Genomic DNA, 22,054 nt, shown 5'->3' on the forward strand with positions numbered 1-22,054 from the left:
CTAGCCGAAAGCGCCCCGCTTTCCGCATTATGGTATAAAGTAAGGACGATACTGCACTGCACCAACCACATCATGAAAATCGAAACCCTTGAACCGCCCAAGACCTCGATCCAGGTGATTGAACGCATGGTCGCCCTGCTCGATGCGCTGGCGACCTATCCGGACCCGGTCAGCCTGAAGGAATTATCGAAAGTCTCGGGCCTGCATCCCTCCACCGCCCACCGCATCCTCAACGACATGGTCGTCACCCGCTTTGTCGACCGTGTCGAGCCCGGCACCTACCGGCTCGGCATGCGCCTGCTGGAATTGGGCAATGTGGTGAAAAGCCGGCTGTCGGTGCGCGAGGCGGCGCTCGACTTCATGCGCGCCCTGCACAAGAAGACACAGCAGACGGTGAATTTGTCGGTACGCCAGGGTGACGAGATTGTCTACATCGACCGTGCCTTTTCCGAGCGTTCGGGCATGCAGGTGGTGCGTGCGATCGGCGGACGCGGTCCGCTGCACCTGACCTCGACCGGCAAACTGTTCCTGTCGGTGGACGAAGCCAAGGCCATCCGCGCCTATGCCACGCGCACGGGCCTGGCCGGCCACAACAAGAATTCGATCACGGACCTCGGCAAGCTTGAACGCGAACTGGGCCTGGTGCGCGCACGCGGCTATGCGCGCGACAACGAAGAGCTGGAACTGGGCGTGCGCTGCATGGCCGCCGGTATTTTCGACGACAGCGGCAAGCTCGTCGCCGGCCTGTCGATTTCGGCGCCGGCCGACCGTCTGCAGGACGACTGGCTCGACGACCTGGTTCAAACTGCCGGGCAGATTTCATCGACGCTGGGCTTCCGGCCGGTGTCGGTGGCCTGAACGGAAATGACGACGGCGCCCTCGGGCGCCGTTTGTTTTATTAGGAATTCGGTTTCAACGCACGCTCGGCGCCGCCACCGTGGTAAAGGCATGCGCCGCGCTGCTTGCCGCGCCGGCGGCGGTCGTGGTCGCGGCCGACGGCAGCACGGTGTCGGGTGTCAGCGCTTCGAGCCAGCGCCGCATGCGGCCGGCGTCGGCGGTGCGCGACATCTTGCCCTTCGAATCGAGGAAGACCATGATCACGTTGCGGCCCTGGATCATCGCCTGCATCACCAGGCAGCGCCCCGCTTCGTTGATGAAACCGGTCTTTTGCAGGCCGATGTTCCAGTCAGGCAGCGCCACCAGATAGTTCGTATTGTTATAACGCATCGGCCGGCCGCTGGCCTCGACCACCCAGTTCGGATCGGTCGAATACTGGCGCAGCAGCGGTTTCTGGTGCGCATAGGCGACCAGCTTGGCCAGGTCGCGCGCGCTCGAGACGTTCTGGCTCGACAGGCCGCTGGCGTCGACATAACGGGTGTCGTTCATGCCCAGTTCGCGCGCTTTGGCGTTCATCGCGGCGACAAACGCATTGATTCCGCCCGGATAGTTGCGGCCCAGCGCCGAGGCGGCGCGGTTTTCCGAACTCATCAGTGCAATGTGCAGCAGGTTGCCACGGGTCATGCGCGCACCGACCGGCAGGCGCGAGCTGCTGTATTTGTGGCGGTCGACGTCGTCGTCGGTGACCGTCAGCGTCTGGTCCAGGTCGAGGTTGGCTTCGACCACGACCAGGCCCGTCATCAGCTTGGTGATCGAGGCGATCGGCAAGGCGACGTTGGCATTCTTTTCGAACAGCACCTCCGAGGTGTTCTGGTCGAGCACGAGGGCGACGCTGGAACGCAGCGACAGCGGGTCGCGCGTCTGGTTCAGGCCAGCCAGGTCGCCGGCGGTGCGCGCCGCCGGAATGGCCAGCACGGCTGGCGCGGCGCGGCGTGCGAAGACATAGGTCACGCGGCGCTTGCCGCGCACGGTTTCGACGCGGCGCACCATGCGCTGGCGCTTGTCGCTGGCGACCACGGCGGCCTTCTCGCGCTTGCCCTTGCGCGTGGCTTTCGCCGCCTTTTTCTTGACCGGCTTTTTCTTGACTGCCTGACGCTTCTGCTTGCTGGAAGAGGCTTGCGCACCGCTAGCACCAGCGCCGGCGCCGGCGGCCGACACCGGTTCGACGACCAGGAACAGCGAAACCAGGACAGACAACAGGAGCTTCAACATTTCTACTTCCTTTTACGCGAACCGATGGGCATGTACTCGAGTGTATGCGCCCGCAACTCAACTGCAAGCGAATTTAACATTGCTCCGTCTATTTTGCCCCACAACAACGGATTCATGCAGGCTGCATGCAACGGTGCGTGCCGATCCTCGTTAATTGTGTAACGCGCGCAACAGCTAATTTACAAAATGGACAAACGCCGACAGCGGCGCGCGTTCCGTCACCAGCGAATTTTCGATCTTCGACGGATCGGCCCAGCCGAGCGCCATGCCGCACACCACCGTTTCGTTGGCCGGCAAGCGGAGCTGCTCGGCAATGATGCGGTGATACTGGGTAAAGGCCGCCTGCGGGCAGGTGTCCAGCCCGCGTCCGCGCGCGGCCACCATGATGTTCTGCAAGAACATGCCGTAATCGAGCCAGGAGCCCTGTTCCATCACGCGGTCGATGGTGAAGATCAGCCCGACCGGTGCGTCAAAAAAGCGGAAATTGCGCGCATGCTGGGCCGCCATGCCGGCCTTGTCTTCGCGCGACAGGCCAAGCAGGCCATACAGGTCCCAGCCGACCTTGCGGCGGCGGTCGATGAAGGGCGAGACCCATTCGCGCGGATAGTAGGCGTATTCCTCGGTGTGCTGGCGCGACTGCTCCGGGTCCGTGTGAACGGCCAGGATGGCGTCGGACAGCGCCGTGCGCGCCTGCCCGGTCAGCACATACACTTTCCAGGGCTGGGTATTCGTGCCCGAAGGCGCGCGCGCCGCCACTTCGAGGATGCGTTCGATATCGTGTTGCTCGACCGGCTTGTCGAGGAAGGCGCGGATCGAGCGGCGCGAGGTGATGGCGGCATCGACCGCTTCTTGTTGATTACTTGAGATCATGTTCAGTCCTTTTTCTTGACGACGAATGCGACACCGGTCACGGCCACCACCATGCCCACCAGCCCGAGCGGGCTGAGCGACTCGCCGAACAGCAGCCAGGCCATGACGGCGGTGGTGGGCGGGGTCAGGTACAGCAAGCTGGTGACCTCGGTGGCGTTGCTGCGGCGGATGAGTTTAAAGAGCAGGAAAATCGCGCCGATCGACAGCGCGAACACCGACCACAGCAGCGCGAACACGAAATTGGTTGTCCACACCACTTTAGACAGTGCCGGGTCCAACTGTTCAAAAAGAATGGCGCAGGGCAGCAATGCCGCCACCGTCGCCGCGAACTGGATCACGGTGCCGGTGCGCAAGTCGAAACTGGGGCAATAGCGGCGCTGGTACATGGTGCCGGCGGTGATCGACAGCAGCGCGAACAGGCAATACAGGATGGCGCGCGTCGACAGTCCGACCAGGTTGATTTTCGCCGCCACCACCAGCGCCACGCCGCCCAGGCCCAGCAGCAGGCCGATCCACTGGCGCGGGCGCACCTGCTCGCCGATCAGGGGCGCGGCAACCGCGGTGAGGATCGGCTGCATGCCGACGATTAGCGCCGACAGGCCGGCCGGCATGCCGATCTTGATGGCGCACCAGACGCCGCCCAGGTAGCCGGCCTGCAACAGCAAGCCCGCCACGGCCACGTGTCCCATGCGCCCACGCGGCCAGGGCGCACGCCAGAGCAGCACGATGGGCACCAGCACCAGCAGCACGCCCAGGCAGCGCAGCAGGAGAAAAGTGAGCGGCGGCGCATACGGCAGGCCGAACTTGGCCACGATGAAGCCGGTACTCCAGAGGAAGACGAAAAAGGATGGCACCAGCCAGCGGGGCTGGGCGGTCGTGACGCCTGGGAGTGCGGTGCTATCGGCCATGGTAGGAGAAGTAGGCGCAAACACCGGATTGGCGAATGGCGCAGTTGCAAGTCTAGCATGGGTCGCAGAACGTTTCCGCAAGCCCCTCAGCGCACCAAAATGATGGCAAATTCGCGATACAAGTTGTCGCGAAGTATTTCTTCCGATGCAATAATCCAACAAACCGACCATGCGTGGTGCATCGCACCAAATTCGCTTGACGCGCTCGCCGAAATGGGCAAAACTTCGCTCTGTTGCGGTGCACCATTCAGATCAGCACCGGTTTGTAGCAGCATACCTTCCTATAACGTTTGTTTGGAGATACACATGTTTGCAATCCCAGAGCAGTTCTCGAATGCCACCAAAGCCAACTTCGAAACCCAATTCGCCCTCTACTCGTCGCTGGCAGCCAAGACCTTCGAAAGCGTCGAAAAGCTGGTCGAGCTGAACATCAGCACCGCGCGCGCCGCCATGGCCAGCAACTCGGCTACCGCCCGCCAGCTGCTGTCGGCCAAGGACCCGCAAGAGTTTTTCCAGCTGTCCGCCGCCCAGGCCCAGCCTGCCGCCGAGAAAGCCGTCGCTTACAACCGTCAACTGGCCGCCATCGCGACCGCCAACGGCGCCGAGTTCTCGAAAGCCGCTGAAGGCCAGATCGTCGAAGCGAACCGCAAGGTCATCGCCCTGGTCGACGAAGTGAGCAAGAACGCCCCTGCCGGTTCGGAGACCTTTGTCGCCGCCGTCAAGACCGCAATCAGCAACGCCAACGCCGGCTACGAGCAGTTCAGCAAGACCACCAAGCAGGCCGTCGAAGCCATCGAAAGCAACGTCAACGCCGCCGTGTCGCAGTTCTCGCAAGCTGCCGCCAAGGCGCCGGCTGCCGCTGCCAACGCCGCTACCGCTGCTGCCTAAGCAAGCATGGCCCGCCTCGTGCGGGTCGATAAAAAAGGCTGCCTGATCACTCAGGCGGCCTTTTTTCTATTGTTCGTCCGAGAACATGATTGGCACAATTCAACCGGTGCATACGCGTGGGCTCGGAGAGCCCACCCTACGAGGCGGCCAACGAGTCAATTGAAACCGTGGTGCACGTAGGGCGGGCATGCCCGCCGCGTTTCACCGCATGCGTCCCGGCACCGCGTCCTTGATCACTCCCCCAAATACGCCGCCTGCACCCGCGGATCGTTGAGCATCGCCTTCGCATCGCCCGTCATGGTGATTGCGCCCGAATCCATCACATACCCGCGGTGCGCCGCCTGCAGCGCCAGCTTCGCATTCTGTTCGACCAGCAGGATCGTGATGCCCTGCCGCGACACGTCGCGGATCACCTCGAAGATCTTGTCGACCATGATCGGCGCCAGCCCCATCGACGGTTCATCGAGCAGCAGCAGGGTCGGATGACACATCAGCGCGCGCGCCATCGCCAGCATCTGCTGCTCGCCGCCCGAGAGCGTGCCGGCCAGCTGGCCCGAACGCTCTTTGAGCCGCGGAAAGACGCCGAACCATTTCTCGATGTCCGCCTCGATCGCCGCCTTGTCGTTGCGTGTGTAGGCGCCCATCAAGAGGTTTTCGTGAATCGTCATGCGGGTGAACACGCCGCGCCCTTCCGGCACCATCGCCAGCTTCTGCTGCACCAAGCGGAACGATTGGGTGCCCGTCAGGGGCTGGCCGAGGTAAGACATCGTCCCTTCGACCTTGCAGGCCGGCAGGGTGCCGGTGATCGCCTTCAGGGTGGTGGTCTTGCCGGCGCCGTTGGCGCCGATCAGGGTCACCAGTTCTCCCTTGTTCACTTCCAGGTCGATCCCCTTTACCGCCTTGATGCCGCCGTAGGCCACCTTCAGGCCGGAAATTTTCAGAACGTTTTCACCCATCAGTGGGCACCTCCCAGGTAGGCCGCAATCACCGCCGGATCCTTCTGGATCTCGTTTGGTGCCCCTTCGGCGATGCGCTTGCCGTACTCGAGCACGGTAATGCGGTCGCACAGGCCCATCATCAGTTTCACGTCGTGTTCGATCAGGAGCACGGTCTTGCCTTCCGCCTTGATTTTCACCAGCAGCTCGCGTAGCGCCAGCTTTTCGGTGGCGTTCATGCCGGCCGCCGGTTCGTCCAGCGCCAGCAATTGCGGATCGGTGGCGAGCGCACGCGCGATTTCCAGGCGGCGCTGGTCGCCATACGACAGGTATTTGGCGGTACGGTTGGCGAACTGGCCGATGCCGACAAAATCCAGCAACTCCTGCGCACGGACGCGGATCGCCGCTTCTTCCGCGCGCGCCGCCTTGTGGCGGAAGATCGCCCCGAACACGCCCTGCTTCGTGCGCACGTGGCGCCCGACCATGACGTTTTCCAGCGCCGTCATCTCGCCGAACAGGCGGATGTTCTGGAAGGTGCGCGCAATGCCGGCTTTCGCCACCGCATGCGGGGCCGAGGGCGAATACGGCTTGCCGTCCAGCTCGAAGCTGCCGCTGTCGGGCTGGTACAGGCCGGTAATGACGTTGAAGAAGGTGGTCTTGCCGGCGCCGTTCGGGCCGATCAGGCCGACGATCTGGCCGGGGCGGATCTGGATGGCGACGTCGGTCAGCGCCTGCAAGCCGCCGAAGCGTTTGTTCACGCCGGAGATGTTCAATAAATAGTTGCTCATCGGATTATCGGCGCCTCAGACGGCCGCCGCCTCCTTTTCGTCCTCGAGGGCCAGCGCGGCGTTGGGGCGGTCTTCCTTGTTCGGCGACGGCCACACGCCGGCCGGGCGCACCAGCATGATCGTCACCAGCGCCAGGCCGTACAGCAGCTGGCGCAGCACTTCGGCTTCGATGATGACCTTGCCGAACATCGCCATCTGCGCCGGCTCGACCACGTGGCGCAACACTTCGGGCAGGGCCGCCAGCAGCACGCCGCCCAGCACCACGCCCGGGATGTGGCCGATCCCGCCCAGCACCACCATCGCCAGCACGGCGATCGATTCGGTCAGCGAGAACGACTCCGGCGACACAAACCCCTGGAAGGCGCCGAACATGGCGCCGGCCACGCCGCCGAACGAGGCGCCCATCGAGAACGCCAGCAGTTTCACGTTACGCGTGTTGATGCCCATCGCTTTCGCCGCGATCTCGTCTTCGCGAATCGCCACCCAGGCACGCCCCAGGCGCGAATGCTGCAGGCGGCTGGTCACGAAAATGGTGGCGATGCAGAGGAACAGGAACAGGAAGTAATAGGCGTTCACCGACGGCATGCCGTAGCCGCCGATGTAGACGGTCGACTGCGACCCCGCCTCGCCCGCCAGCGAGACGCCGAAGATGCGGATCGGATCGATCATGTTGATGCCCTGCGGCCCGTTCGTGAAATTGATCGGGTCGTTCAGGTTGTTCATGAAGATGCGGATGATCTCGCCGAAGCCGAGGGTCACGATGGCGAGGTAGTCGCCGCGCAGTTTCAGCGTCGGCGCCCCCAGCAGCGCGCCGAAGAAGCCGGCGACCAGGGCCGCCAGCGGCACGATCGCCCACACCGACAGGTGGATGCCGTTCTGCGCGATGTCGGGACCGAACAGGGCGACCAGCGACTCGCCGATCGCCGGGTGGTAGTTCACCACCGATTCGAGCAGGCTGGCAAATTGCGGCGAGGAGAGCAGGCCGACCAGGTAGGCGCCGACGGCGAAAAAGGCGATGTAGCCGAGGTCGAGCAGGCCGGCAAAGCCGACCACGATGTTCAGGCCCAGCGCCAGCATGATGTACAGGAGCGCGATGTCGATGATGCGCACCCAGGAGTTGCCGTATTGGGCGGCGAAGAACGGGAAGGCCAGCATCAGGGCCAGCAGCAGGCCCATATTGATATAAGCCTGGCGCTTGTTGTGGTGGACGTCGAAAGTCAGGAAGGCCATGTCGGAATCCTTTATGCGCGGTCGGCCACGCGCTCGCCCATGATGCCGGACGGACGCAGGGTGAGCACCAGGATCAGCACCACGAAGGCGAAGATGTCCTGGTAATGGCTGCCGAGGAAGCCTCCGGTCAGGTCGCCGATGTAGCCGGCGCCGAGCGCTTCGATGATGCCGAGCAGCAGGCCGCCGATCATGGCGCCGTAGATATTCCCGATCCCGCCCAGCACCGCCGCGCAAAAGGCCTTTAATCCAGGCAGCACACCCATGGTAAAAGTGATCGAGGCGTAATTGGCGCCCCACATCACGCCGGCCACGGCGGCGAGTGCGGCGCCGATGGCGAAGGTGGCGACGATGACGCTGTTCGAATCGACGCCCATCAGGCCCGCCACGCGCGGGTTCTCGGCGACGGCGCGCATCGCACGCCCCATCTTGGTGCGTTCGACCAGCAGCACGAGCCCCACCATGGCCAGCGCAGCCAGCACCAGCAGCAACACCTGGGTCTGCGAAATCATGGCGCCACCGATCATGATTGGCTCCGAGGACAGCAGTTGCGGGAACGGCAATGGGCTGCGGCCCCACCACGGCATCGCCATGACGAAGGTCTGCAGCAGGATCGAGACGCCGATCGCGGTGATCAAAGGCGCCAGGCGCGGCGCATTGCGCAGGCGGCGGTAGGCAATGCGTTCGATGAACACGTTCACCGCCATCGCGACGGGAATCGCGCCCAGGATGGCGATTGCCAGCTGGACGTAGCCGGGCAAACCGGGGACATACGCTTCCAGCAGTTGCAGGATCGACAGGCCGACCATCGCCCCGATCATCAGGACGTCGCCATGGGCGAAATTGATGAGGTTCAGCACCCCATAGACCATCGTGTACCCAAGCGCGACCAGTGCATACATGCTGCCTAGCACCAGCCCGTTGAGTATCTGCTGGACAAAAGTCTCCATCGTTTCCGCACCCTTTGATTTCGATAACAAAAACGGCACCCCGGGAAACCCGAAGTGCCGCTCATTGGCCTGACGCTTCAGTCAGAAAACAGTTGCCACGACAAAAATTCCGAGCGTCGCCATCATAGCGAGCTTTTTAAACAACTAACAAGGAAAGTTGGTGTGGACGTCCTGCCTTATCGAAACAGATGCAAGACCTATGCCAGCTTAACGCTGTCCAGGCCCTTCGGCAGCGGGAACGTGACATTTTCTTCCACGCCTTCGAGCGCGCGCACGCTGGCCGCGCCGAGCGACTTGAGGCGGTCGATCACGGCTTGCACCAGCACCTCGGGTGCGGAGGCGCCAGCGGTCAGGCCGATGCGCTTCTTACCGGCGATCCATTGCGGATCGATCATCTCGGCTTGGTCGATCATGTAGGCGGGCGTGCCCAGCTTGTCGGCCAGTTCGCGCAAGCGGTTCGAGTTCGAGCTGTTTGGGCTGCCGACCACGATTACCACTTCCACCTGCGGCGCCATGAATTTCACGGCTTCCTGGCGGTTGGTGGTGGCGTAGCAGATGTCGCCCTTCTTCGGCTCCATGATGTTCGGGAAGCGCGCTTTCAAGGCGGCGATGATCTCCGCGGTGTCGTCCACCGACAGGGTCGTCTGCGACACGTAAGCGAGGTTGTCCGGGTTGGCTACCTGGAGGGTCGCCACGTCCTCGACCGTTTCGACCAGGTGCATGCCCTCTTCGGCCTGGCCCATGGTGCCTTCGACTTCCGGGTGGCCGTCGTGGCCGATCATGACGATCTCGGCGCCGCCCTTGCGCATCTTCGACACTTCCACGTGCACCTTGGTCACCAGCGGGCAGGTCGCGTCGAAAATCTTCAGGCCGCGCGACTCGGCTTCGGCACGCACCGCTTTCGAGACGCCGTGGGCCGAGAACACCAGCGTGTTGCCGGCCGGAACGTCGTCGAGGTTCTCGATGAAGATCGCACCCTTGTTGCGCAGGTCTTCCACCACGTACTTGTTGTGGACGATCTCGTGGCGTACGTAGATCGGCGCGCCGAACTGCTGCAGGGCGCGTTCGACGATCTCGATGGCACGGTCGACGCCGGCGCAAAAGCCGCGCGGCTGGGCGAGCAGGATCTCGTTCGGCAGGTCGGCGAGGTTTTCAGTGGTGAGGACGTTTTCCATATCGTTTTCCTGTTACAGGACCGAAATCAGTTTTACTTCAAACCGCAGGTCCTGGCCGGCCAGCGGATGGTTGAAGTCGAACAGCGCGGCATCGTCGCGCATCTCGCGCAGCATGCCGGCGAAGCGCCCGCCGCCCGGCGCGGCGAAATCGACCAGGTCGCCCGCCTTGTAGTCGGCGTCGGGCACCGAGTTCTCGATCAGCGTCTGCTTCGAAACCCACTGGATCAGTTCCGGATTGCGCTCGCCGAAACCCTCGGCCGCGCTCAGCGTAAATGTCTTGTGTTCGCCTTCCGTCATGCCGAGCAGGCGCTCTTCCAGGAATGGCGCGAGCTGGCCCTGGCCCAGCATCAGCGTGGCCGGGTTGGTGCCGAAGGTGGTGACGATGTCGGTGCCATCGGCGCCGGCAAGGCGGTAATGCAGGGTCAGGTACGCCGTTTCGGTGACGACGGCAGGGGAAGCGTTGGACATGGTAATGGTTGTGGCGGGCAAACCGCTATTGTAAGCCACGACCGCTTTTCCCGCCTCCGGACGCCGCTTTTTTCGGCAGCCATGCCGGCAACGCAAACCCGTCTTCACCTACATTGTCGCGCCGGCGAATCGGCATGCTGACGAGCGAACAATTGCATGCGTAGCCGATTGCAAAAAGAGCAATGCAATGCTAAGGTCACTAGCGTTTCCAAAAAGCAATCACCTGCTCCCCCATCCATTTATTCAGCCTTCAGGAGAGAACGATGCATCCCACCGAATCCGATCTGGTCTATGCAGGCTTCTGGCGCCGCTTCGGCGCCGCCGTGATCGATTCCATCCTGATCTACCTGGTCATGTTCGCACTGCTGCTGGGCGTCTACGGCCTGGTGTACCTGGAAGACCCGCGCGCCAACTGGGGCGCCGCCGACGGCTTGATCACGTATGGCTTGCCGATCGGCCTGACCCTGGCGTTCTGGATCAAGAAAGGGGCCACACCCGGCAAGATGGCCATCGGCGCCAAAATCGTCGACGCGCGTACCGGCGGACAACCGAGCACGAAACAGTTCGTGATCCGTTACTTCGCCTACATCCTGTCCACCCTGCCGCTGTTCCTGGGCTACCTGTGGGTCGTGTTCGACAGCCGCAAGCAGGCCTGGCACGACAAGCTCGCGGGCACGGTGGTCGTGCGCCGCAAGAGCGGCGTGGCCGAGCCGGTCCGTTTCGACGAATCGCTGACCAAACCGATGGCTTGACACCGCGCACCGGGCGGACCGGGTTGCATCGTCCGCCCCTCTCCGCGTCGCTTCTGCCAATTATTTACCAGTCGTTCCACAATTAATTGTTGACCGATCGTTCCCTAATCGGCAGAATGGACCTGTCGACACAACCACCGGAACGATGACATGGCACGCCCGAGGAATTTTGCCGAAGACGCCGTCCTCGCCCAGGCCGCCGACGTATTCGCGCGGCTGGGCTATAACGCCGCCTCGGTCGACGACCTGCTGACCGCCACCGGTTTGCAGCGCGGCAGCCTGTACAAGGCCTTCGGCTCGAAACGCAACCTGTTCGAGAAGGTGCTGGCCGGTGCGCTCGCGCCCGGCTGGACGAGCAGGCCGGCGTCGATCGACCTGCTGATCGTGGCGCTGAAGGAGCTGGCCCAGGACGACCCGCCGATCGCCGCACTGTGCCGGCGGGCGGTCGACGCCGCCGGCCCCGAGACCGCGCAGTTGCTGGGCGCACGATTACTCGCTCATTTGAATTGACCTGAGAAAGGAAAGGCCATGCCCGTGCTCGAACTGACGCAGAACGAACTGGTGGTGCACCTGCGTGCCTGGGAGGCTGTACTCTCCCTGCACCGCAGCATCCGCATACCGCTGGCGCACGTGCGTGGCGCCACCGCGGACGATGGTTACCGCGGACGCGAACTCGGCTTGCGCGCGCCGGGAACCGGACTGCCCGGCGTCCTGCATGCCGGCACCTTCTACAAGAACGGCGACCGCCAGTTCATCTATATCGCCCGTAAAACCCAGCCGGTCGTGATCGAACTGGCGGACGAAAAATGGAAACGCATCGTGATCGGCGTTGCCGATGCGCGCCGCACCGCCGCCGAGGTGAGCAGCGCCGCGCTGGCATCACAAGCGTGACTGTCCAGGCCTGATCTCGCCTGCGCATTGCATCCGGCCGCGCAGGATGCTACCGTGGCTCGCGGCCGCTCCGGCCGCGTTCCCGGGAGTGTTCTAGTGATCGACGAAACGCAATACGAATACGCCGGCTTCTGGGCGCGCGTCGGCGCCGCCCTGATCGATACGATCCTGCTCGGTTTCATCGCGATACCGCTGCTCTTGATGGCCTACGGCAGCGATTACTGGATGAGCGAACGGCTGGTGCAGGGGCCGGCCGACTTCCTGATCTCATATATCCTGCCGGCCATCGCCGTCATCGCCTTCTGGGTGGCGCGCGGCGCGACGCCGGGCAAGATGGCGATTGCGGCCCAGGTGGTCGACGCCCGCACCGGTATGAAGCCGACGGTCGGCCAGTCGATCGGCCGCTATCTCGGCTATTACGTCTCGACAATCCCGCTCGGCCTGGGCCTGCTGTGGGTCGGCATCGACCCGAAAAAACAGGGCTGGCACGACAAACTGGCGGGCACCGTCGTCATCCGGCGCAAAAACAGGAGCGAGCCGGTCCGCTTCTCCGCCACCGAACCGCCGAAGTAAAAGCGCGCCGCATGGCGCACTTGCGCGCCAGATCAGAACCGCACTTGTGCGAATGTCCATAATCGCCCCTCCCCTTTACTACCGTGGAGCGTCAATGGGCATTAACGATTGGCCGGAACAGGACCGGCCGCGCGAACGGCTGGCGCGCGAAGGTTCGGCCGCCTTGTCGAACGCCGAATTGCTGGCGATTTTCCTGCGCGTCGGCGTGCGCGGACGCAGCGCCGTCCAGCTCGGCAGTCACATGCTCGAGCATTTCGGCTCGCTGCAAGCCTTGCTGCACGCGACGCCGCAGGAATTCTCGCAGGTGCATGGCGTCGGCCTGGCCAAGTATGCGCAACTGCAGGCGGTCATGGAATTGTCGCGCCGGGCGATTTCAGAACAGTTTTTTCGTCACGCGCTGTGTTCGCCCGACGTCGTCAAAACCTATTTACGTGGCAAGTTCGGGCTGCAAGCTTACGAATCCTTCGTCGTCCTGTTCGTCGACGTAAAGAACCGCCTGATCGACGCCCAGGAAATGTTCAGGGGCACGCTGACCCACACCAGCGTCTATCCGCGCGAGGTCGTGATGGCCGCCCTGCGCCGCAATGCATCGGGCGTCATGCTGGCGCATAACCACCCGTCGGGCATGCCCGAGCCGAGCGACGCCGACATCAAGCTCACGCGCAGCCTGGGCCAGGCGCTGGCCCTGATCGACGTGCGTGTGCTCGACCATTTTGTGGTGGCGGGGACACAGGTACATTCCTTTGCGGAACACGGCCAGTTGTGAGCCCGCTGTTCAATTAACTGCGACAAAACAAGGCGCTATCCATGTTTTTACAATTGTTAAATTTATGCACGATCATAAGACACAATTGTTTTTCGCAAGTGATTGATTCAGCGATGGTTTTCACGCTATACTCTCGTTTTTCCGAATTCGGAAGTTTATCTTTAAGGAGTGCGCTATGGCACGTGTCTGCCAAGTTACTGGCAAGGGAGTGATGGTTGGCAACAACGTCTCCCACGCAAACAACAAAACGAAACGCCGTTTCCTGCCTAACCTGCAGAACCGTCGCATCTACGTCGAATCCGAAAACCGTTGGGTCTCGCTGCGTTTGTCGAACGCCGGCCTGCGCGTCATCGACAAGCTGGGCATCGACGCCGTTCTGGCCGACATGCGCGCTCGTGGCGAAAAAGTCTAATTAGGGAGCTATCATGGCAAAAACTGGCCGCGACAAAATCAAGCTGGAATCGACCGCAGGTACCGGTCACTTCTACACCACCACCAAGAACAAGCGTACGATGCCGGCGAAGATGGAAATCATCAAGTTCGACCCGAAAGCACGTAAGCACGTTGCGTACAAGGAAACCAAGATCAAGTAATCGATCCTGGTGCTGTACAAGGAAAGCCGCCCACGCAAGTGCGCGGCTTTTTGTTTTATCTGCCGTTTGTGACAATCGGTGATTCTTTGGCAAGCACCGGCGCGTATAGTGAAGGGTTCTCGTAACCCGACAATTTATTTCCCCATGCCGCGCCGTCTTCCTGTCCTGCGCCCCGCCCTTTTCACCATGTTGCTTCTGTCGGCATGCCACGCGGGCGCAACCCAGCCGGACACCGCTTCCTATCCGAACACGGAAGGTTTCGGCGTGCCGTTCGAGAAGAGCGAGGACTGGTACCGTCATTGCGCGCGCGTGCAACGTCTTGCTCCGCAGCCTCCCCCGCCCCCTGGCAAGATGCGCTGCGATGCGACCGACCTGTATTACCAGAAACGCGACGGGGCATCCATCTCCGCCGCCGAGTGGCGCCAGGTGCGCACGTGCGCCGAGGCCAACGGCGACGATGCCGTGTTGATGATGCTGCATGCGAACGGCTATGGCACAGCGCGCGATCCCGACCGCGCGCTGTACCACGCCTGCCGGCTCACCAGCGCCAAGGCCGAGATGGAGGGGCGCGTCACCTATCTGGCTACCCGCCCCGCCGTCGACGGCCAGCCCTTCGACCTGTGCGACCACGTCACCAGCGGGCGCATGGGCGCGGTGTGCGCCGCGCTTGGCGAAGGGCGCGACGCGCGCACCCGCAACGCCCGCCTGGAACGCTTCGCCGCGGACCTGCCCAATAAAGCGCGGCCGTCGTTCGCACGCCTGCGCCAGGCCGCCGCAGCATTTGCCCGCACCTCGGCCGGCGAGGTCGACAGGAGCGGTACCGGCGGCACTGGATTCGCGCTGCGCCACACGGGCCGGCGCGAAGAGGAATTCCTGGAAACGCTGCTGGAGGCGGCGGGCGGCAAGCTGCCACGCGCCGGCGCGCGCGACCTGGCACGGCTCGACCGCCAGCTGAACGTGGAATACCGGCAAGTAATGACGGCTCCATCCAAACAGGAACACCGTCCGCAGCGTATCGGCTACTCGACGGTCGAACGCGAGGATGTGCGCAGCAGCGAACGGGCCTGGCTAGCCTACCGCGATGCCTGGGCGCCCTTTATTTCTGCGGCCGGCTTGCGCACCGATTTCACCTCGGTACAGGCGGCACTGACGCGCCAGCGGATTGCGCAGTTAAAGCGCATCTGAATAAAAAAACGGCTCCCGCGGGAGCCGTTTTCATTGGAGCTGCTACTGTACGTTATGCGTAACTGCGCAGGCGCAGCGAGAACTCCTGCAGCGACTTGATGCCCGACGCTTCGGCGCGTGCGCACCAGTCCTGCAATTGCTGCAGCAACTGGTCGCGGGTCGAGTGCGAACGTTCCCAGATCGCGCCCAGTTCCACGCGCATCTGGTGCATCGTTTCCAGCGCCTTGCTGTGCTTGAAGAGTTCGATCAGCTGTTCCTTTTGCGACAGTTCCAGCTTGGCCGGCTCGCGCTGCAGCAGCTTGCGCGACGATTTCAGGAAGCGCTTTTCCAGCTCGGCCTTGTCTTTCAGGTGTTCCAGTTCCTCGCGGAAGGCAAGCTTCACCGACTTGGCATACTTCGCCATCACGTCGTAGCGGTTGGTGATGACCGACTGCAGCGTGTCGTGGTCGGCCACGGTCTTGTCCTTGGCGAACTTCGGCTCCGGCGCGACTTTCTTCACTTTCGCCAGGCCCATCATCTCCAGGGCGCGGATATATCCCCAGCCCATGTCGATCTCGTACCACTTGCTCGACAGCTTGGCCGAGGTGGCGTGCGTGTGATGGTTGTTGTGCAGTTCCTCGCCACCGATCAGGATGCCGAACGGGAAGATGTTGGTCGCCGCATCGGCGCAATCGTAGTTGCGGTAGCCCCAGTAGTGACCCAGGCCATTGATGATGCCGGCTGCGGTGATCGGGATCCACATCATCTGGATGGCCCAGATCGTGATGCCGATCACGCCGAACAGCGCGAAATTGATCACCAGCAGCGCCGACACGCCCCACAGGCTGTGCTTGCTGTAGACGTTGCGCTCGAGCCAGTCGTCCGGCGTTCCATGGCCGTACTTGGCCAGGGTTTCGGCGTTCTTGCTCTCGACACGGTACAGTTCGGCGCCTTCGAGCAGCACCTTCTTGATGCCGCGCGTCACCGGGCTGTGCGGATCTTCCTCGGTATCGCACTTGGCATGGTGCTTGCGGTGGATTGCCGCCCATTCCTTGGTGATCTGTGCCGTGGTCAGCCACAGCCAGAAGCGGAAGAAATGGCTCGGAATCGCGTGCAGCTCCAGCGCGCGGTGCGCCTGGTGACGGTGCAGGTAGATCGTGACGCTGGCAATGGTGATGTGGGTGACGATCAGGGTATAGAGTACGACTTCCCAGCCAGAAAGGCCGATCAAGCCGGTATTCATGAATTCCAGTACCGAATGCAGGGTGTTGCTAAAGCTCATTAAGGCTCCAAGGTGAATGCTGTCTGAATGTGCTGTCTTTTCTGCGAGAAAGTCACGAGCGGCAGGTCAGGTCCCGGCCGCCAACCCCGCATTTTACGCACATCTGGTGACGCACGGCACGATAGTCACAGGAATTGCGCCACAACGTGCGCCATAACGCGAAATGTGCGACACATTCATGCCAGATGTGCATCATCCTTGGTGAATTTGCGGTGGCAAGCCCAGGCGGATCGCGCCGGAGTGCACCAGCGCATAGATATTCTTGTTGACCGCCGAGATCACGCTGCCGCTGCCCTTCTCCGGATCGATGATCGAAAAGCCCAGTTCCAGCTCGTAACCGGTCGGCCCAAAGGCGTTCAGCTGCACCGAGGGCGCCGGCTCCGCCACCACGCGCTCGACGTCGTCGGCCTGGCGCAGCAGCAGCGTCATTACTTCATTGAGGTCGCTGTCGTAGGCGACCGTGATGCGCGTGTTCAGGCGCACGGCCTTGTTGGTGCCGGCCTGGTTGAGGACGACGCCGGTGATCAGCATTTCGTTCGGCAGCAGGGTTTGGGTGCCGTCGAGCGCCTGCAGGACCGTGGTGCGCGTGTTGATGCGCGCCACGCGTCCCGAGTACTTGTCGACCGTGATCGGGTCGCCGATCGACAGGCTGCGTTCGAGCAGGATGATGAAGCCGGACACGTAGTTACTGGCAATACGCTGCATGCCCAGACCGAGACCGACGCCGAGCGCGCCGCCGAAGACGGACAGGACGGTGAGGTCGAGCCCGACCAGGCGCAGGCTGACCAGCACCGAGACCACGATCAGGAGTGCGCGCCCCATGCGCGCCAGCACCACCCGCAGCGAGGTGTGCAAGCCCTGCAGGCCCATCAGGCGGTCTTCGAGCGCGGCGCCGGCCCACAGCGCCAGCATCATGAGCACCACCACGGACACCAGACCCTGCAGGATGTCGAGCAGAGAGGCGCGCTTGGCCCCGATCGGCAATTCCTTGTGCTCGAGGAAGTGGATGATGTCCGGCCACATGCCGGTGAGATACAGCGCGACGCCGGCCCAGACGATCAGCGCCAGGATTTTCTCGAAGGTTTGCAGCGCCGTGCCGATCTGTCCATGGCGCGCGAACACGCGCCGCAACAGGTAGAACACGATGCGGATCAGCGCCATCGAGGTAAACAATGGCAAGGCAACGCTCAGCAGGTGCACGCTCTGGTAGCGGGACAACACCAGCTTGGTGCCCCAGACCAGCGCTGCGATCAACAGCGGCGCCAGCACCCGCCCAAAGCCTTCCACGCCGAGGCGGCGGATCGCGTTCCGGGAATCGTTTTCGTGCAGCCAGCTGCGCCGGATGAAGCGCGCCAGCAGCAGGCCGATGGCGACCGCGCCGACGATGGCCAGCGCCTGCCACAGGATGCGTGGATTGCTGATGTCTTCCAGTAAGTCCTGCAGCAGGTCGGTCAATGGCATCCGGGTACGGCTCCCCTATTAATTACTCTGCGCTGGCGTCGTCCGCGTCGGCAGGTTCTGCAACTTCGGCTGCTTCGGCTTTCGGCTTCCTGGCCGGCATCGGCTTACGTTCCAGCACGGCGGCAAAGAAACCGTCGGTCTGGTGCTTGTGCGGCAGCAGCTTCAGGTACTTGTCCATCTCCAGCTCGATCTTTTGTTCGGCCAGGACCTTGCTCATCGGTACCAGTTCGAAGTCAGGATGCGAAGCCAGGAATTGCTCGACGATAAAATCGTTTTCTTCGTTCAGCAGCGAGCAGGTGGCGTACACCAGGCGGCCGCCGCCTTTCAACAGGCGCGCGGCGCCGTCCAGGATCGAGGCCTGCTTGTCCTGCATCTCGGCCACGGCCGACTCCGGCTGGCGCCATTTGACGTCCGGATTGCGGCGCAGGGTACCAAGGCCCGAGCACGGCGCGTCGACCAGCACGCGGTCGATCTTGCCGGCCAGGCGCTTGATCTTGGCGTCGCGCTCGTGCGCGATCAGGACCGGGTGCACGTTCGACAGGCCGCTGCGTGCCAGGCGCGGCTTCAGCTTCGACAAACGCTTTTCCGACACGTCGAAGGCGTACAGGCGGCCGGTGTTGCGCATCGTCGCGCCCAGGGCCAGCGTCTTGCCGCCGGCGCCGGCGCAGAAATCGACCACCATCTCGCCGCGGCGCGCAGCCAGGATCTGGGCCAGCACCTGGCTGCCCTCGTCCTGCACCTCGATCGCGCCATCCTTGAACAGCGGCAGGTTCTGCAGCGTCGGCTTTTTCTTCACGCGCAGGCCGAGCGGCGAATACGGCGTCGGCTCGGCGACGATCGGCGCCTCGGCCAGCTTGGCGATGACCTCGTCGCGGTTGGCCTTGATCGAGTTGACGCGCAGGTCGAGCGGCGCCGGCGTGTTCAGCACGGCCGCCAGTTCCTTCGCTTCCGCTTCGCCGAACTGGGTGACCAGCTTGTCGAACAGCCATTGCGGCATGTTCGCCTGCGCCAGCGGTGGCAGCAGGCTGCGGTCGATTTCCTTGATGCGGGTCAGGAACTCGGTTTCGTCCTCATGCAGGCCGCTGAGCGACTCGATCCCGGCCGTTTCCGCTAGGCCCATCAAGGCCAGGCGGCGCATCGACGGGGTGCCGCCGCTGCCGCCGAAATCGGTGAAGAAGGTTTTATTGCGCAGGACGGCATACACCGCTTCGGCGACGACGCCGCGCTCGCGCGAACCGAGACGCTGGTGGTCCTTGAAATAACGCGACAGGGTAACGTCGGCCGGGGCCGTAAAGCGCAAAATCTCGCGCAATACCTCTTCGGTACTGCCGACAATTGCTGGAGGCAATCTCATGAAAATCCTTGACTTATTTACTGTGTGATGGCGGCGAGGTGCGCGTCATCGATGCGCACCAGGCCATGTTCGATACTGAGCCTGTCCTCGACGAACAGGCGCACGGCATAGGGGTAGAGCTTGTGTTCCTCGACCAGCACCCGCGCCGACAGGGTGTCTTCGGTGTCGCCGGGAAGCACGTCGACTGCCGCCGCCGCCACGACCGGACCATGATCGAGCTCGGCGGTAACAAAATGCACCGTCGCCCCATGGCGCGCCACGCCGGCCTCGAGCGCCTGGCGATGCGTTGCCAGTCCCGGGAATGCCGGCAGCAGCGACGGGTGGATGTTCAGCATGCGCCCCGCGTAATGTTCCACGAACGGGGCCGTCAAGATGCGCATGAAACCGGCCAGCACCACCAGGTCGGGATCGAAACGGTCGATTTCCTGCCGCAAGGCCGCGTCGAATTCGGCGCGGCCGGTAAATTCCTTGCTCGGCACCACGGCAGTGGCGATGCCATGGGCCTGCGCGAACGCGAGACCGGCCGCATCCGGCCGGTTGCTGATCACCGCCGCGATCCGCGCCGGCCACGCTTCCGAGCGCGCTGCACGGACGATCGCTTCCATGTTGCTGCCGCGGCCGGAGATGAGGATGACGATGTTTTTCATGGCGCGCATTGTACCGCAAGGCCCGGTGGCGACGAACGCCCCGGGAGGGTCGATTACCCTTGGCGCGGCGCCGTGACGTCCACTTCGAACGAATAGAAAACGCGGAACGGGACTTTCTTGTCGGCCCAGAATTCCGCCGCGTCGCGGAACACATCGAGCAGGGTTTCGCGCGCTTCCTTGTCGAATTTTTGCGCACTCGGCAATTGTTCGAGCACGACCAGGAACCCGGGCTGGGGACCGGCCTCGGCCACCGTATTGGTCAGGCAGTTGCGCAGGGCCTCGAAATTCTTGCTGCAGGGTTTAGGGAAATAAAAGTTTTCGCCGATGCGGGCGCACACCTGTTGCTTGGTCAGCGTATTCGCGCAGTGCGCGTACAGGAAATGGTGGCCCAGTCGCACCGCCTCCTCCTGCAGTTCCGGCACACGGTAGGCGCGAATGGACTGCACAAGATTGGACGGCACTCTCATCAACATACTCATTTTTCCCTCAAGTCGACCGGTGTGATTTGAATCGCCAGGGCCGCTCACCATGCGCACCCGGGCAGCAACGTCGTTCTCCTAAATCGTTTCCACGCGCCAATAACCCTTAGATCATAAGGGTAACGTTTTGTGGTAGCCGAAGCAACCCGAATGTGCTTTTCGAGCATGAATCTGGAAGAAAACGCCTCTTTTTGTGCATATTCAGGCCTGTTTGGCGTGTTTTGCCATTCTGGGTGGGTCTGCCCGGACTATGCATCGCTGTTACATTTTGTTGCCACGCAGATCGTTCCGATGCGCGCCACAGGATTAACATACATAAGTGGACTTACTTTTTACTTAACTAGCAGCACCTACCGCGAGGTTCTCATGAACATGCAAGCCAAACTGATGATGTCTGCCCTGGGACTGTGCGCCTTGCCGCTCGCCCAGGCTGCCGATTTCGAAGACTTCGGACGCGTGGTGCGCGTGCAGCCGCGCGTCGAACAGATCCGCACCCCGCGCCAGGAATGCCGTACCGATTACCAGCAAGTGCCGGTCCAGCAGCAGCGCGGCGCCGGCGGCTCGATCGTCGGCGGCATCGCCGGCGCCCTGCTCGGCAACCAGATCGGCAGCGGTAACGGCCGGGTCGCGGCCACCGCCGCCGGCGCGATCGCCGGCGCCGTGGTCGGCGACCGCGTCGAAAACAATGGCCGCCAGGATTACGGCGTGCAGGAACAGGCCGTGCGCCAGTGCCGTACCGTCGAGGCAGTCGAATCGCGCACCAGCGGCTACGACGTGACCTACGAATACCGCGGCCAGAACCACACCGCCTTCATGCAGCGCGACCCGGGCAACCGCATCCGCCTGCGCGTGTCGGTGGAGCCGGAACAGTATTAATCAGTTGCCATCGGGCGGAAGACGCCCCCTCCTCTTCCGCTCCGACCCATTCCCGTGGCGCTTGCGCTACGGGAACCCCGCACCGGATAATAGGACGATTCCATCAGGTCGCCCTATGCTCATCAAACGCAAATCCATCGAACAAGCCGAATCCTCGCGTCGTCCCGCGCGCAAACCGAAATTCGCGCCCGTCACGCTGTCCGAACAGGACGGTGTACGCTACCTCCACTTCGGCACCGAATGGGTGCAAGGCGCCATGCGCATCCGCAAACCGGACTGGCCGGAACTCGAATACGCGCAGCAGATGATGGCCTGGATGCTGTTCATCGACGCCCCGCGCCACATCGCCCAGCTTGGTCTCGGTTCGGCCACGCTCACCAAGTACTGCTTCCGCCAGTTTCCCGAGGCGCAGGTCACGGCCGTCGAGCTGAACCCGTCGGTGATTGCGATTTGCGACACCATGTTCAAGCTGCCGCCGCGCGACGAGCGCCTGCACATCCTCGAGATGGATGCGCTCGACTTCGTCGAAGACCCGGCCAACCACGGCATGTTCGACGTGCTGCAGTGCGATTTATACGACGCCACCGCGCGCGGCCCCGTGCTCGACACGCCCGAGTTCTACGCTGCCTGCAACGAATGCTTGAGCGACCAGGGCATCATGACGGTCAACCTGTTCGGCGATCACCCAAGCTACAACAAGAACATCAAGGCGATGAAATTCGCCTTCACGCACGTGATCTGCCTGCCTGAAGTCCACGACGGCAACGTCGTCGCCCTGTGCTTCAAGACCCGGCCCACGCTCGACAGTGCGGCGCTGGCTGAACGCGCGGCCGCGATCGTCGCTGCGACCAAATTACCGGCGAGATCCTGGGTCAAGGGTATCGAGACGGCGCGCTAG

At 62.9% G+C, this 22,054-nt stretch carries 27 protein-coding genes; 12 read left to right on the forward strand and 15 right to left on the reverse strand.

Translation table 11 applies throughout. From position 1 onward, the window contains the following. The first annotated feature begins 72 nt into the window (after positions 1–72). Positions 73–858 (forward strand): IclR family transcriptional regulator, encoded by a 786-nt coding sequence (locus tag AC56LG_RS05945; RefSeq protein ID WP_497165199.1) that lies wholly within the window; start codon positions 73–75, stop codon positions 856–858. Positions 859–912: 54 nt separating this feature from the next. Here the strand turns inward: AC56LG_RS05945 and pbpG are convergent, their stop codons facing one another. The 4 genes from pbpG to AC56LG_RS05965 all read right to left on the reverse strand — a co-directional run bounded on the left by pbpG (position 913) and on the right by AC56LG_RS05965 (position 4,162). Continuing rightward, on the reverse strand, positions 913–2,109 hold the full coding sequence (gene pbpG, locus AC56LG_RS05950; RefSeq protein WP_497165200.1) for a D-alanyl-D-alanine endopeptidase: 1,197 nt from the start codon (positions 2,107–2,109) through the stop codon (positions 913–915). 174 nt (positions 2,110–2,283) lie between these two features. Then, positions 2,284–2,979, reverse strand: coding sequence for a nitroreductase (locus AC56LG_RS05955; RefSeq protein WP_497165201.1), 696 nt, complete (start codon positions 2,977–2,979; stop codon positions 2,284–2,286). A gap of 2 nt (positions 2,980–2,981) precedes the next feature. Further along, the gene (locus AC56LG_RS05960; protein ID WP_497165202.1) at positions 2,982–3,887 is read right to left on the reverse strand and encodes a DMT family transporter; all 906 of its coding nucleotides are present in this window, start codon (positions 3,885–3,887) and stop codon (positions 2,982–2,984) included. 86 nt (positions 3,888–3,973) lie between these two features. Continuing rightward, positions 3,974–4,162, reverse strand: coding sequence for a hypothetical protein (locus tag AC56LG_RS05965; protein ID WP_497165203.1), 189 nt, complete (start codon positions 4,160–4,162; stop codon positions 3,974–3,976). Positions 4,163–4,193: 31 nt separating this feature from the next. Between AC56LG_RS05965 and phaP the strand changes: the two genes are divergently transcribed. Then, complete coding sequence (gene phaP, locus AC56LG_RS05970; protein ID WP_497165204.1) at positions 4,194–4,775, forward strand: TIGR01841 family phasin; 582 nt, start codon at positions 4,194–4,196, stop codon at positions 4,773–4,775. A 233-nt stretch (positions 4,776–5,008) separates the two neighbouring features. Here the strand turns inward: phaP and AC56LG_RS05975 are convergent, their stop codons facing one another. The 6 genes from AC56LG_RS05975 to AC56LG_RS06000 form a co-directional block, all read right to left on the reverse strand. Next, a complete protein-coding gene (locus AC56LG_RS05975; RefSeq protein ID WP_497165205.1) occupies positions 5,009–5,731 on the reverse strand; it encodes an ABC transporter ATP-binding protein in 723 nt (240 codons plus the stop codon). After that, entirely contained in the window at positions 5,731–6,498 is a 768-nt protein-coding gene (locus tag AC56LG_RS05980) for an ABC transporter ATP-binding protein (RefSeq protein ID WP_497165206.1), read from the reverse strand. The genes AC56LG_RS05975 and AC56LG_RS05980 overlap by 1 nt, the downstream gene beginning before the upstream one ends. Before the next feature lie 15 nt (positions 6,499–6,513). Beyond that, entirely contained in the window at positions 6,514–7,728 is a 1,215-nt protein-coding gene (locus AC56LG_RS05985) for an ABC transporter permease subunit (RefSeq protein WP_497165207.1), read from the reverse strand. Positions 7,729–7,739: 11 nt separating this feature from the next. Further along, positions 7,740–8,675, reverse strand: coding sequence for a branched-chain amino acid ABC transporter permease (locus tag AC56LG_RS05990; RefSeq protein WP_497165208.1), 936 nt, complete (start codon positions 8,673–8,675; stop codon positions 7,740–7,742). Positions 8,676–8,872: 197 nt separating this feature from the next. Continuing rightward, on the reverse strand, positions 8,873–9,850 hold the full coding sequence (gene ispH, locus AC56LG_RS05995; RefSeq protein ID WP_497165209.1) for a 4-hydroxy-3-methylbut-2-enyl diphosphate reductase: 978 nt from the start codon (positions 9,848–9,850) through the stop codon (positions 8,873–8,875). A gap of 12 nt (positions 9,851–9,862) precedes the next feature. Beyond that, positions 9,863–10,318 (reverse strand): FKBP-type peptidyl-prolyl cis-trans isomerase, encoded by a 456-nt coding sequence (locus tag AC56LG_RS06000; protein WP_497165210.1) that lies wholly within the window; start codon positions 10,316–10,318, stop codon positions 9,863–9,865. Between the two features lie 263 nt (positions 10,319–10,581). Here AC56LG_RS06000 and AC56LG_RS06005 point away from each other — a divergent pair, with 263 nt between their 5' ends. The 8 genes from AC56LG_RS06005 to AC56LG_RS06040 all read left to right on the forward strand — a co-directional run bounded on the left by AC56LG_RS06005 (position 10,582) and on the right by AC56LG_RS06040 (position 15,078). After that, positions 10,582–11,070, forward strand: a complete 489-nt coding sequence (locus AC56LG_RS06005; RefSeq protein ID WP_497165211.1) for an RDD family protein — start codon at positions 10,582–10,584, stop codon at positions 11,068–11,070. A gap of 150 nt (positions 11,071–11,220) precedes the next feature. Continuing rightward, positions 11,221–11,580 (forward strand): TetR/AcrR family transcriptional regulator, encoded by a 360-nt coding sequence (locus tag AC56LG_RS06010; RefSeq protein WP_497165212.1) that lies wholly within the window; start codon positions 11,221–11,223, stop codon positions 11,578–11,580. Positions 11,581–11,598: 18 nt separating this feature from the next. Beyond that, positions 11,599–11,961, forward strand: coding sequence for a hypothetical protein (locus tag AC56LG_RS06015; RefSeq protein ID WP_497165213.1), 363 nt, complete (start codon positions 11,599–11,601; stop codon positions 11,959–11,961). A gap of 96 nt (positions 11,962–12,057) precedes the next feature. Continuing rightward, complete coding sequence (locus tag AC56LG_RS06020) at positions 12,058–12,534, forward strand: RDD family protein (RefSeq protein ID WP_497165214.1); 477 nt, start codon at positions 12,058–12,060, stop codon at positions 12,532–12,534. A 94-nt stretch (positions 12,535–12,628) separates the two neighbouring features. Continuing rightward, positions 12,629–13,300, forward strand: a complete 672-nt coding sequence (gene radC, locus AC56LG_RS06025; RefSeq protein WP_497165215.1) for a RadC family protein — start codon at positions 12,629–12,631, stop codon at positions 13,298–13,300. A gap of 175 nt (positions 13,301–13,475) precedes the next feature. Continuing rightward, on the forward strand, positions 13,476–13,712 hold the full coding sequence (gene rpmB, locus AC56LG_RS06030) for a 50S ribosomal protein L28 (RefSeq protein WP_005665737.1): 237 nt from the start codon (positions 13,476–13,478) through the stop codon (positions 13,710–13,712). A 13-nt stretch (positions 13,713–13,725) separates the two neighbouring features. Next, positions 13,726–13,893 carry a 50S ribosomal protein L33 gene (gene rpmG, locus AC56LG_RS06035; RefSeq protein WP_056157216.1) on the forward strand — a complete coding sequence of 56 codons (168 nt, stop codon included), beginning with the start codon at positions 13,726–13,728 and terminating at the stop codon, positions 13,891–13,893. Positions 13,894–14,079: 186 nt separating this feature from the next. Then, on the forward strand, positions 14,080–15,078 hold the full coding sequence (locus AC56LG_RS06040; RefSeq protein WP_497165216.1) for a lysozyme inhibitor LprI family protein: 999 nt from the start codon (positions 14,080–14,082) through the stop codon (positions 15,076–15,078). A 52-nt stretch (positions 15,079–15,130) separates the two neighbouring features. Here AC56LG_RS06040 and AC56LG_RS06045 read toward each other — a convergent pair whose 3' ends face one another. The 5 genes from AC56LG_RS06045 to AC56LG_RS06065 form a co-directional block, all read right to left on the reverse strand. Continuing rightward, positions 15,131–16,339 (reverse strand): DesA family fatty acid desaturase, encoded by a 1,209-nt coding sequence (locus tag AC56LG_RS06045; RefSeq protein WP_497165217.1) that lies wholly within the window; start codon positions 16,337–16,339, stop codon positions 15,131–15,133. 192 nt (positions 16,340–16,531) lie between these two features. Next, positions 16,532–17,800: a mechanosensitive ion channel family protein gene (locus tag AC56LG_RS06050; RefSeq protein ID WP_497165218.1), complete on the reverse strand. Its 1,269-nt coding sequence runs from the start codon at positions 17,798–17,800 to the stop codon at positions 16,532–16,534. Positions 17,801–17,822: 22 nt separating this feature from the next. Then, positions 17,823–19,154 (reverse strand): RsmB/NOP family class I SAM-dependent RNA methyltransferase, encoded by a 1,332-nt coding sequence (locus AC56LG_RS06055; protein WP_497165219.1) that lies wholly within the window; start codon positions 19,152–19,154, stop codon positions 17,823–17,825. A gap of 17 nt (positions 19,155–19,171) precedes the next feature. Continuing rightward, a complete protein-coding gene (gene purN / locus AC56LG_RS06060; RefSeq protein WP_497165220.1) occupies positions 19,172–19,801 on the reverse strand; it encodes a phosphoribosylglycinamide formyltransferase in 630 nt (209 codons plus the stop codon). Between the two features lie 53 nt (positions 19,802–19,854). Then, positions 19,855–20,280, reverse strand: coding sequence for a barstar family protein (locus tag AC56LG_RS06065; RefSeq protein ID WP_497165221.1), 426 nt, complete (start codon positions 20,278–20,280; stop codon positions 19,855–19,857). A 366-nt stretch (positions 20,281–20,646) separates the two neighbouring features. Here AC56LG_RS06065 and AC56LG_RS06070 point away from each other — a divergent pair, with 366 nt between their 5' ends. Next, positions 20,647–21,156 (forward strand): glycine zipper 2TM domain-containing protein, encoded by a 510-nt coding sequence (locus AC56LG_RS06070; RefSeq protein ID WP_497165222.1) that lies wholly within the window; start codon positions 20,647–20,649, stop codon positions 21,154–21,156. Positions 21,157–21,271: 115 nt separating this feature from the next. Beyond that, entirely contained in the window at positions 21,272–22,054 is a 783-nt protein-coding gene (locus AC56LG_RS06075) for a spermine/spermidine synthase domain-containing protein (protein ID WP_497165223.1), read from the forward strand.

The sequence above is a fragment of the Telluria sp. ZB2R32 genome (genome assembly GCF_059685715.1).

Bases quoted from the DNA above. Each gene is read 5' to 3' on its own strand.
- rpmB (WP_005665737.1), top strand. From the start codon at position 13,476: ATGGCACGTGTCTGCCAAGTTACTGGCAAGGGAGTGATGGTTGGCAAC.
- AC56LG_RS05985 (WP_497165207.1), bottom strand. From the start codon at position 7,728: ATGGCCTTCCTGACTTTCGACGTCCACCACAACAAGCGCCAGGCTTAT.
- AC56LG_RS05980 (WP_497165206.1), bottom strand. From the start codon at position 6,498: ATGAGCAACTATTTATTGAACATCTCCGGCGTGAACAAACGCTTCGGC.
- AC56LG_RS06040 (WP_497165216.1), top strand. From the start codon at position 14,080: ATGTTGCTTCTGTCGGCATGCCACGCGGGCGCAACCCAGCCGGACACC.
- AC56LG_RS05960 (WP_497165202.1), bottom strand. From the start codon at position 3,887: ATGGCCGATAGCACCGCACTCCCAGGCGTCACGACCGCCCAGCCCCGC.
- AC56LG_RS06050 (WP_497165218.1), bottom strand. From the start codon at position 17,800: ATGCCATTGACCGACCTGCTGCAGGACTTACTGGAAGACATCAGCAAT.
- AC56LG_RS06010 (WP_497165212.1), top strand. From the start codon at position 11,221: ATGGCACGCCCGAGGAATTTTGCCGAAGACGCCGTCCTCGCCCAGGCC.
- AC56LG_RS06065 (WP_497165221.1), bottom strand. From the start codon at position 20,280: ATGAGTATGTTGATGAGAGTGCCGTCCAATCTTGTGCAGTCCATTCGC.
- purN (WP_497165220.1), bottom strand. From the start codon at position 19,801: ATGAAAAACATCGTCATCCTCATCTCCGGCCGCGGCAGCAACATGGAA.
- AC56LG_RS06070 (WP_497165222.1), top strand. From the start codon at position 20,647: ATGAACATGCAAGCCAAACTGATGATGTCTGCCCTGGGACTGTGCGCC.
- radC (WP_497165215.1), top strand. From the start codon at position 12,629: ATGGGCATTAACGATTGGCCGGAACAGGACCGGCCGCGCGAACGGCTG.
- pbpG (WP_497165200.1), bottom strand. From the start codon at position 2,109: ATGTTGAAGCTCCTGTTGTCTGTCCTGGTTTCGCTGTTCCTGGTCGTC.
- AC56LG_RS06015 (WP_497165213.1), top strand. From the start codon at position 11,599: ATGCCCGTGCTCGAACTGACGCAGAACGAACTGGTGGTGCACCTGCGT.
- phaP (WP_497165204.1), top strand. From the start codon at position 4,194: ATGTTTGCAATCCCAGAGCAGTTCTCGAATGCCACCAAAGCCAACTTC.
- AC56LG_RS05990 (WP_497165208.1), bottom strand. From the start codon at position 8,675: ATGGAGACTTTTGTCCAGCAGATACTCAACGGGCTGGTGCTAGGCAGC.
- AC56LG_RS06000 (WP_497165210.1), bottom strand. From the start codon at position 10,318: ATGTCCAACGCTTCCCCTGCCGTCGTCACCGAAACGGCGTACCTGACC.
- AC56LG_RS05975 (WP_497165205.1), bottom strand. From the start codon at position 5,731: ATGGGTGAAAACGTTCTGAAAATTTCCGGCCTGAAGGTGGCCTACGGC.
- ispH (WP_497165209.1), bottom strand. From the start codon at position 9,850: ATGGAAAACGTCCTCACCACTGAAAACCTCGCCGACCTGCCGAACGAG.
- AC56LG_RS05965 (WP_497165203.1), bottom strand. From the start codon at position 4,162: ATGCTGCTACAAACCGGTGCTGATCTGAATGGTGCACCGCAACAGAGC.
- AC56LG_RS05955 (WP_497165201.1), bottom strand. From the start codon at position 2,979: ATGATCTCAAGTAATCAACAAGAAGCGGTCGATGCCGCCATCACCTCG.
- AC56LG_RS06055 (WP_497165219.1), bottom strand. From the start codon at position 19,154: ATGAGATTGCCTCCAGCAATTGTCGGCAGTACCGAAGAGGTATTGCGC.
- rpmG (WP_056157216.1), top strand. From the start codon at position 13,726: ATGGCAAAAACTGGCCGCGACAAAATCAAGCTGGAATCGACCGCAGGT.
- AC56LG_RS05945 (WP_497165199.1), top strand. From the start codon at position 73: ATGAAAATCGAAACCCTTGAACCGCCCAAGACCTCGATCCAGGTGATT.
- AC56LG_RS06045 (WP_497165217.1), bottom strand. From the start codon at position 16,339: ATGAGCTTTAGCAACACCCTGCATTCGGTACTGGAATTCATGAATACC.
- AC56LG_RS06075 (WP_497165223.1), top strand. From the start codon at position 21,272: ATGCTCATCAAACGCAAATCCATCGAACAAGCCGAATCCTCGCGTCGT.
- AC56LG_RS06005 (WP_497165211.1), top strand. From the start codon at position 10,582: ATGCATCCCACCGAATCCGATCTGGTCTATGCAGGCTTCTGGCGCCGC.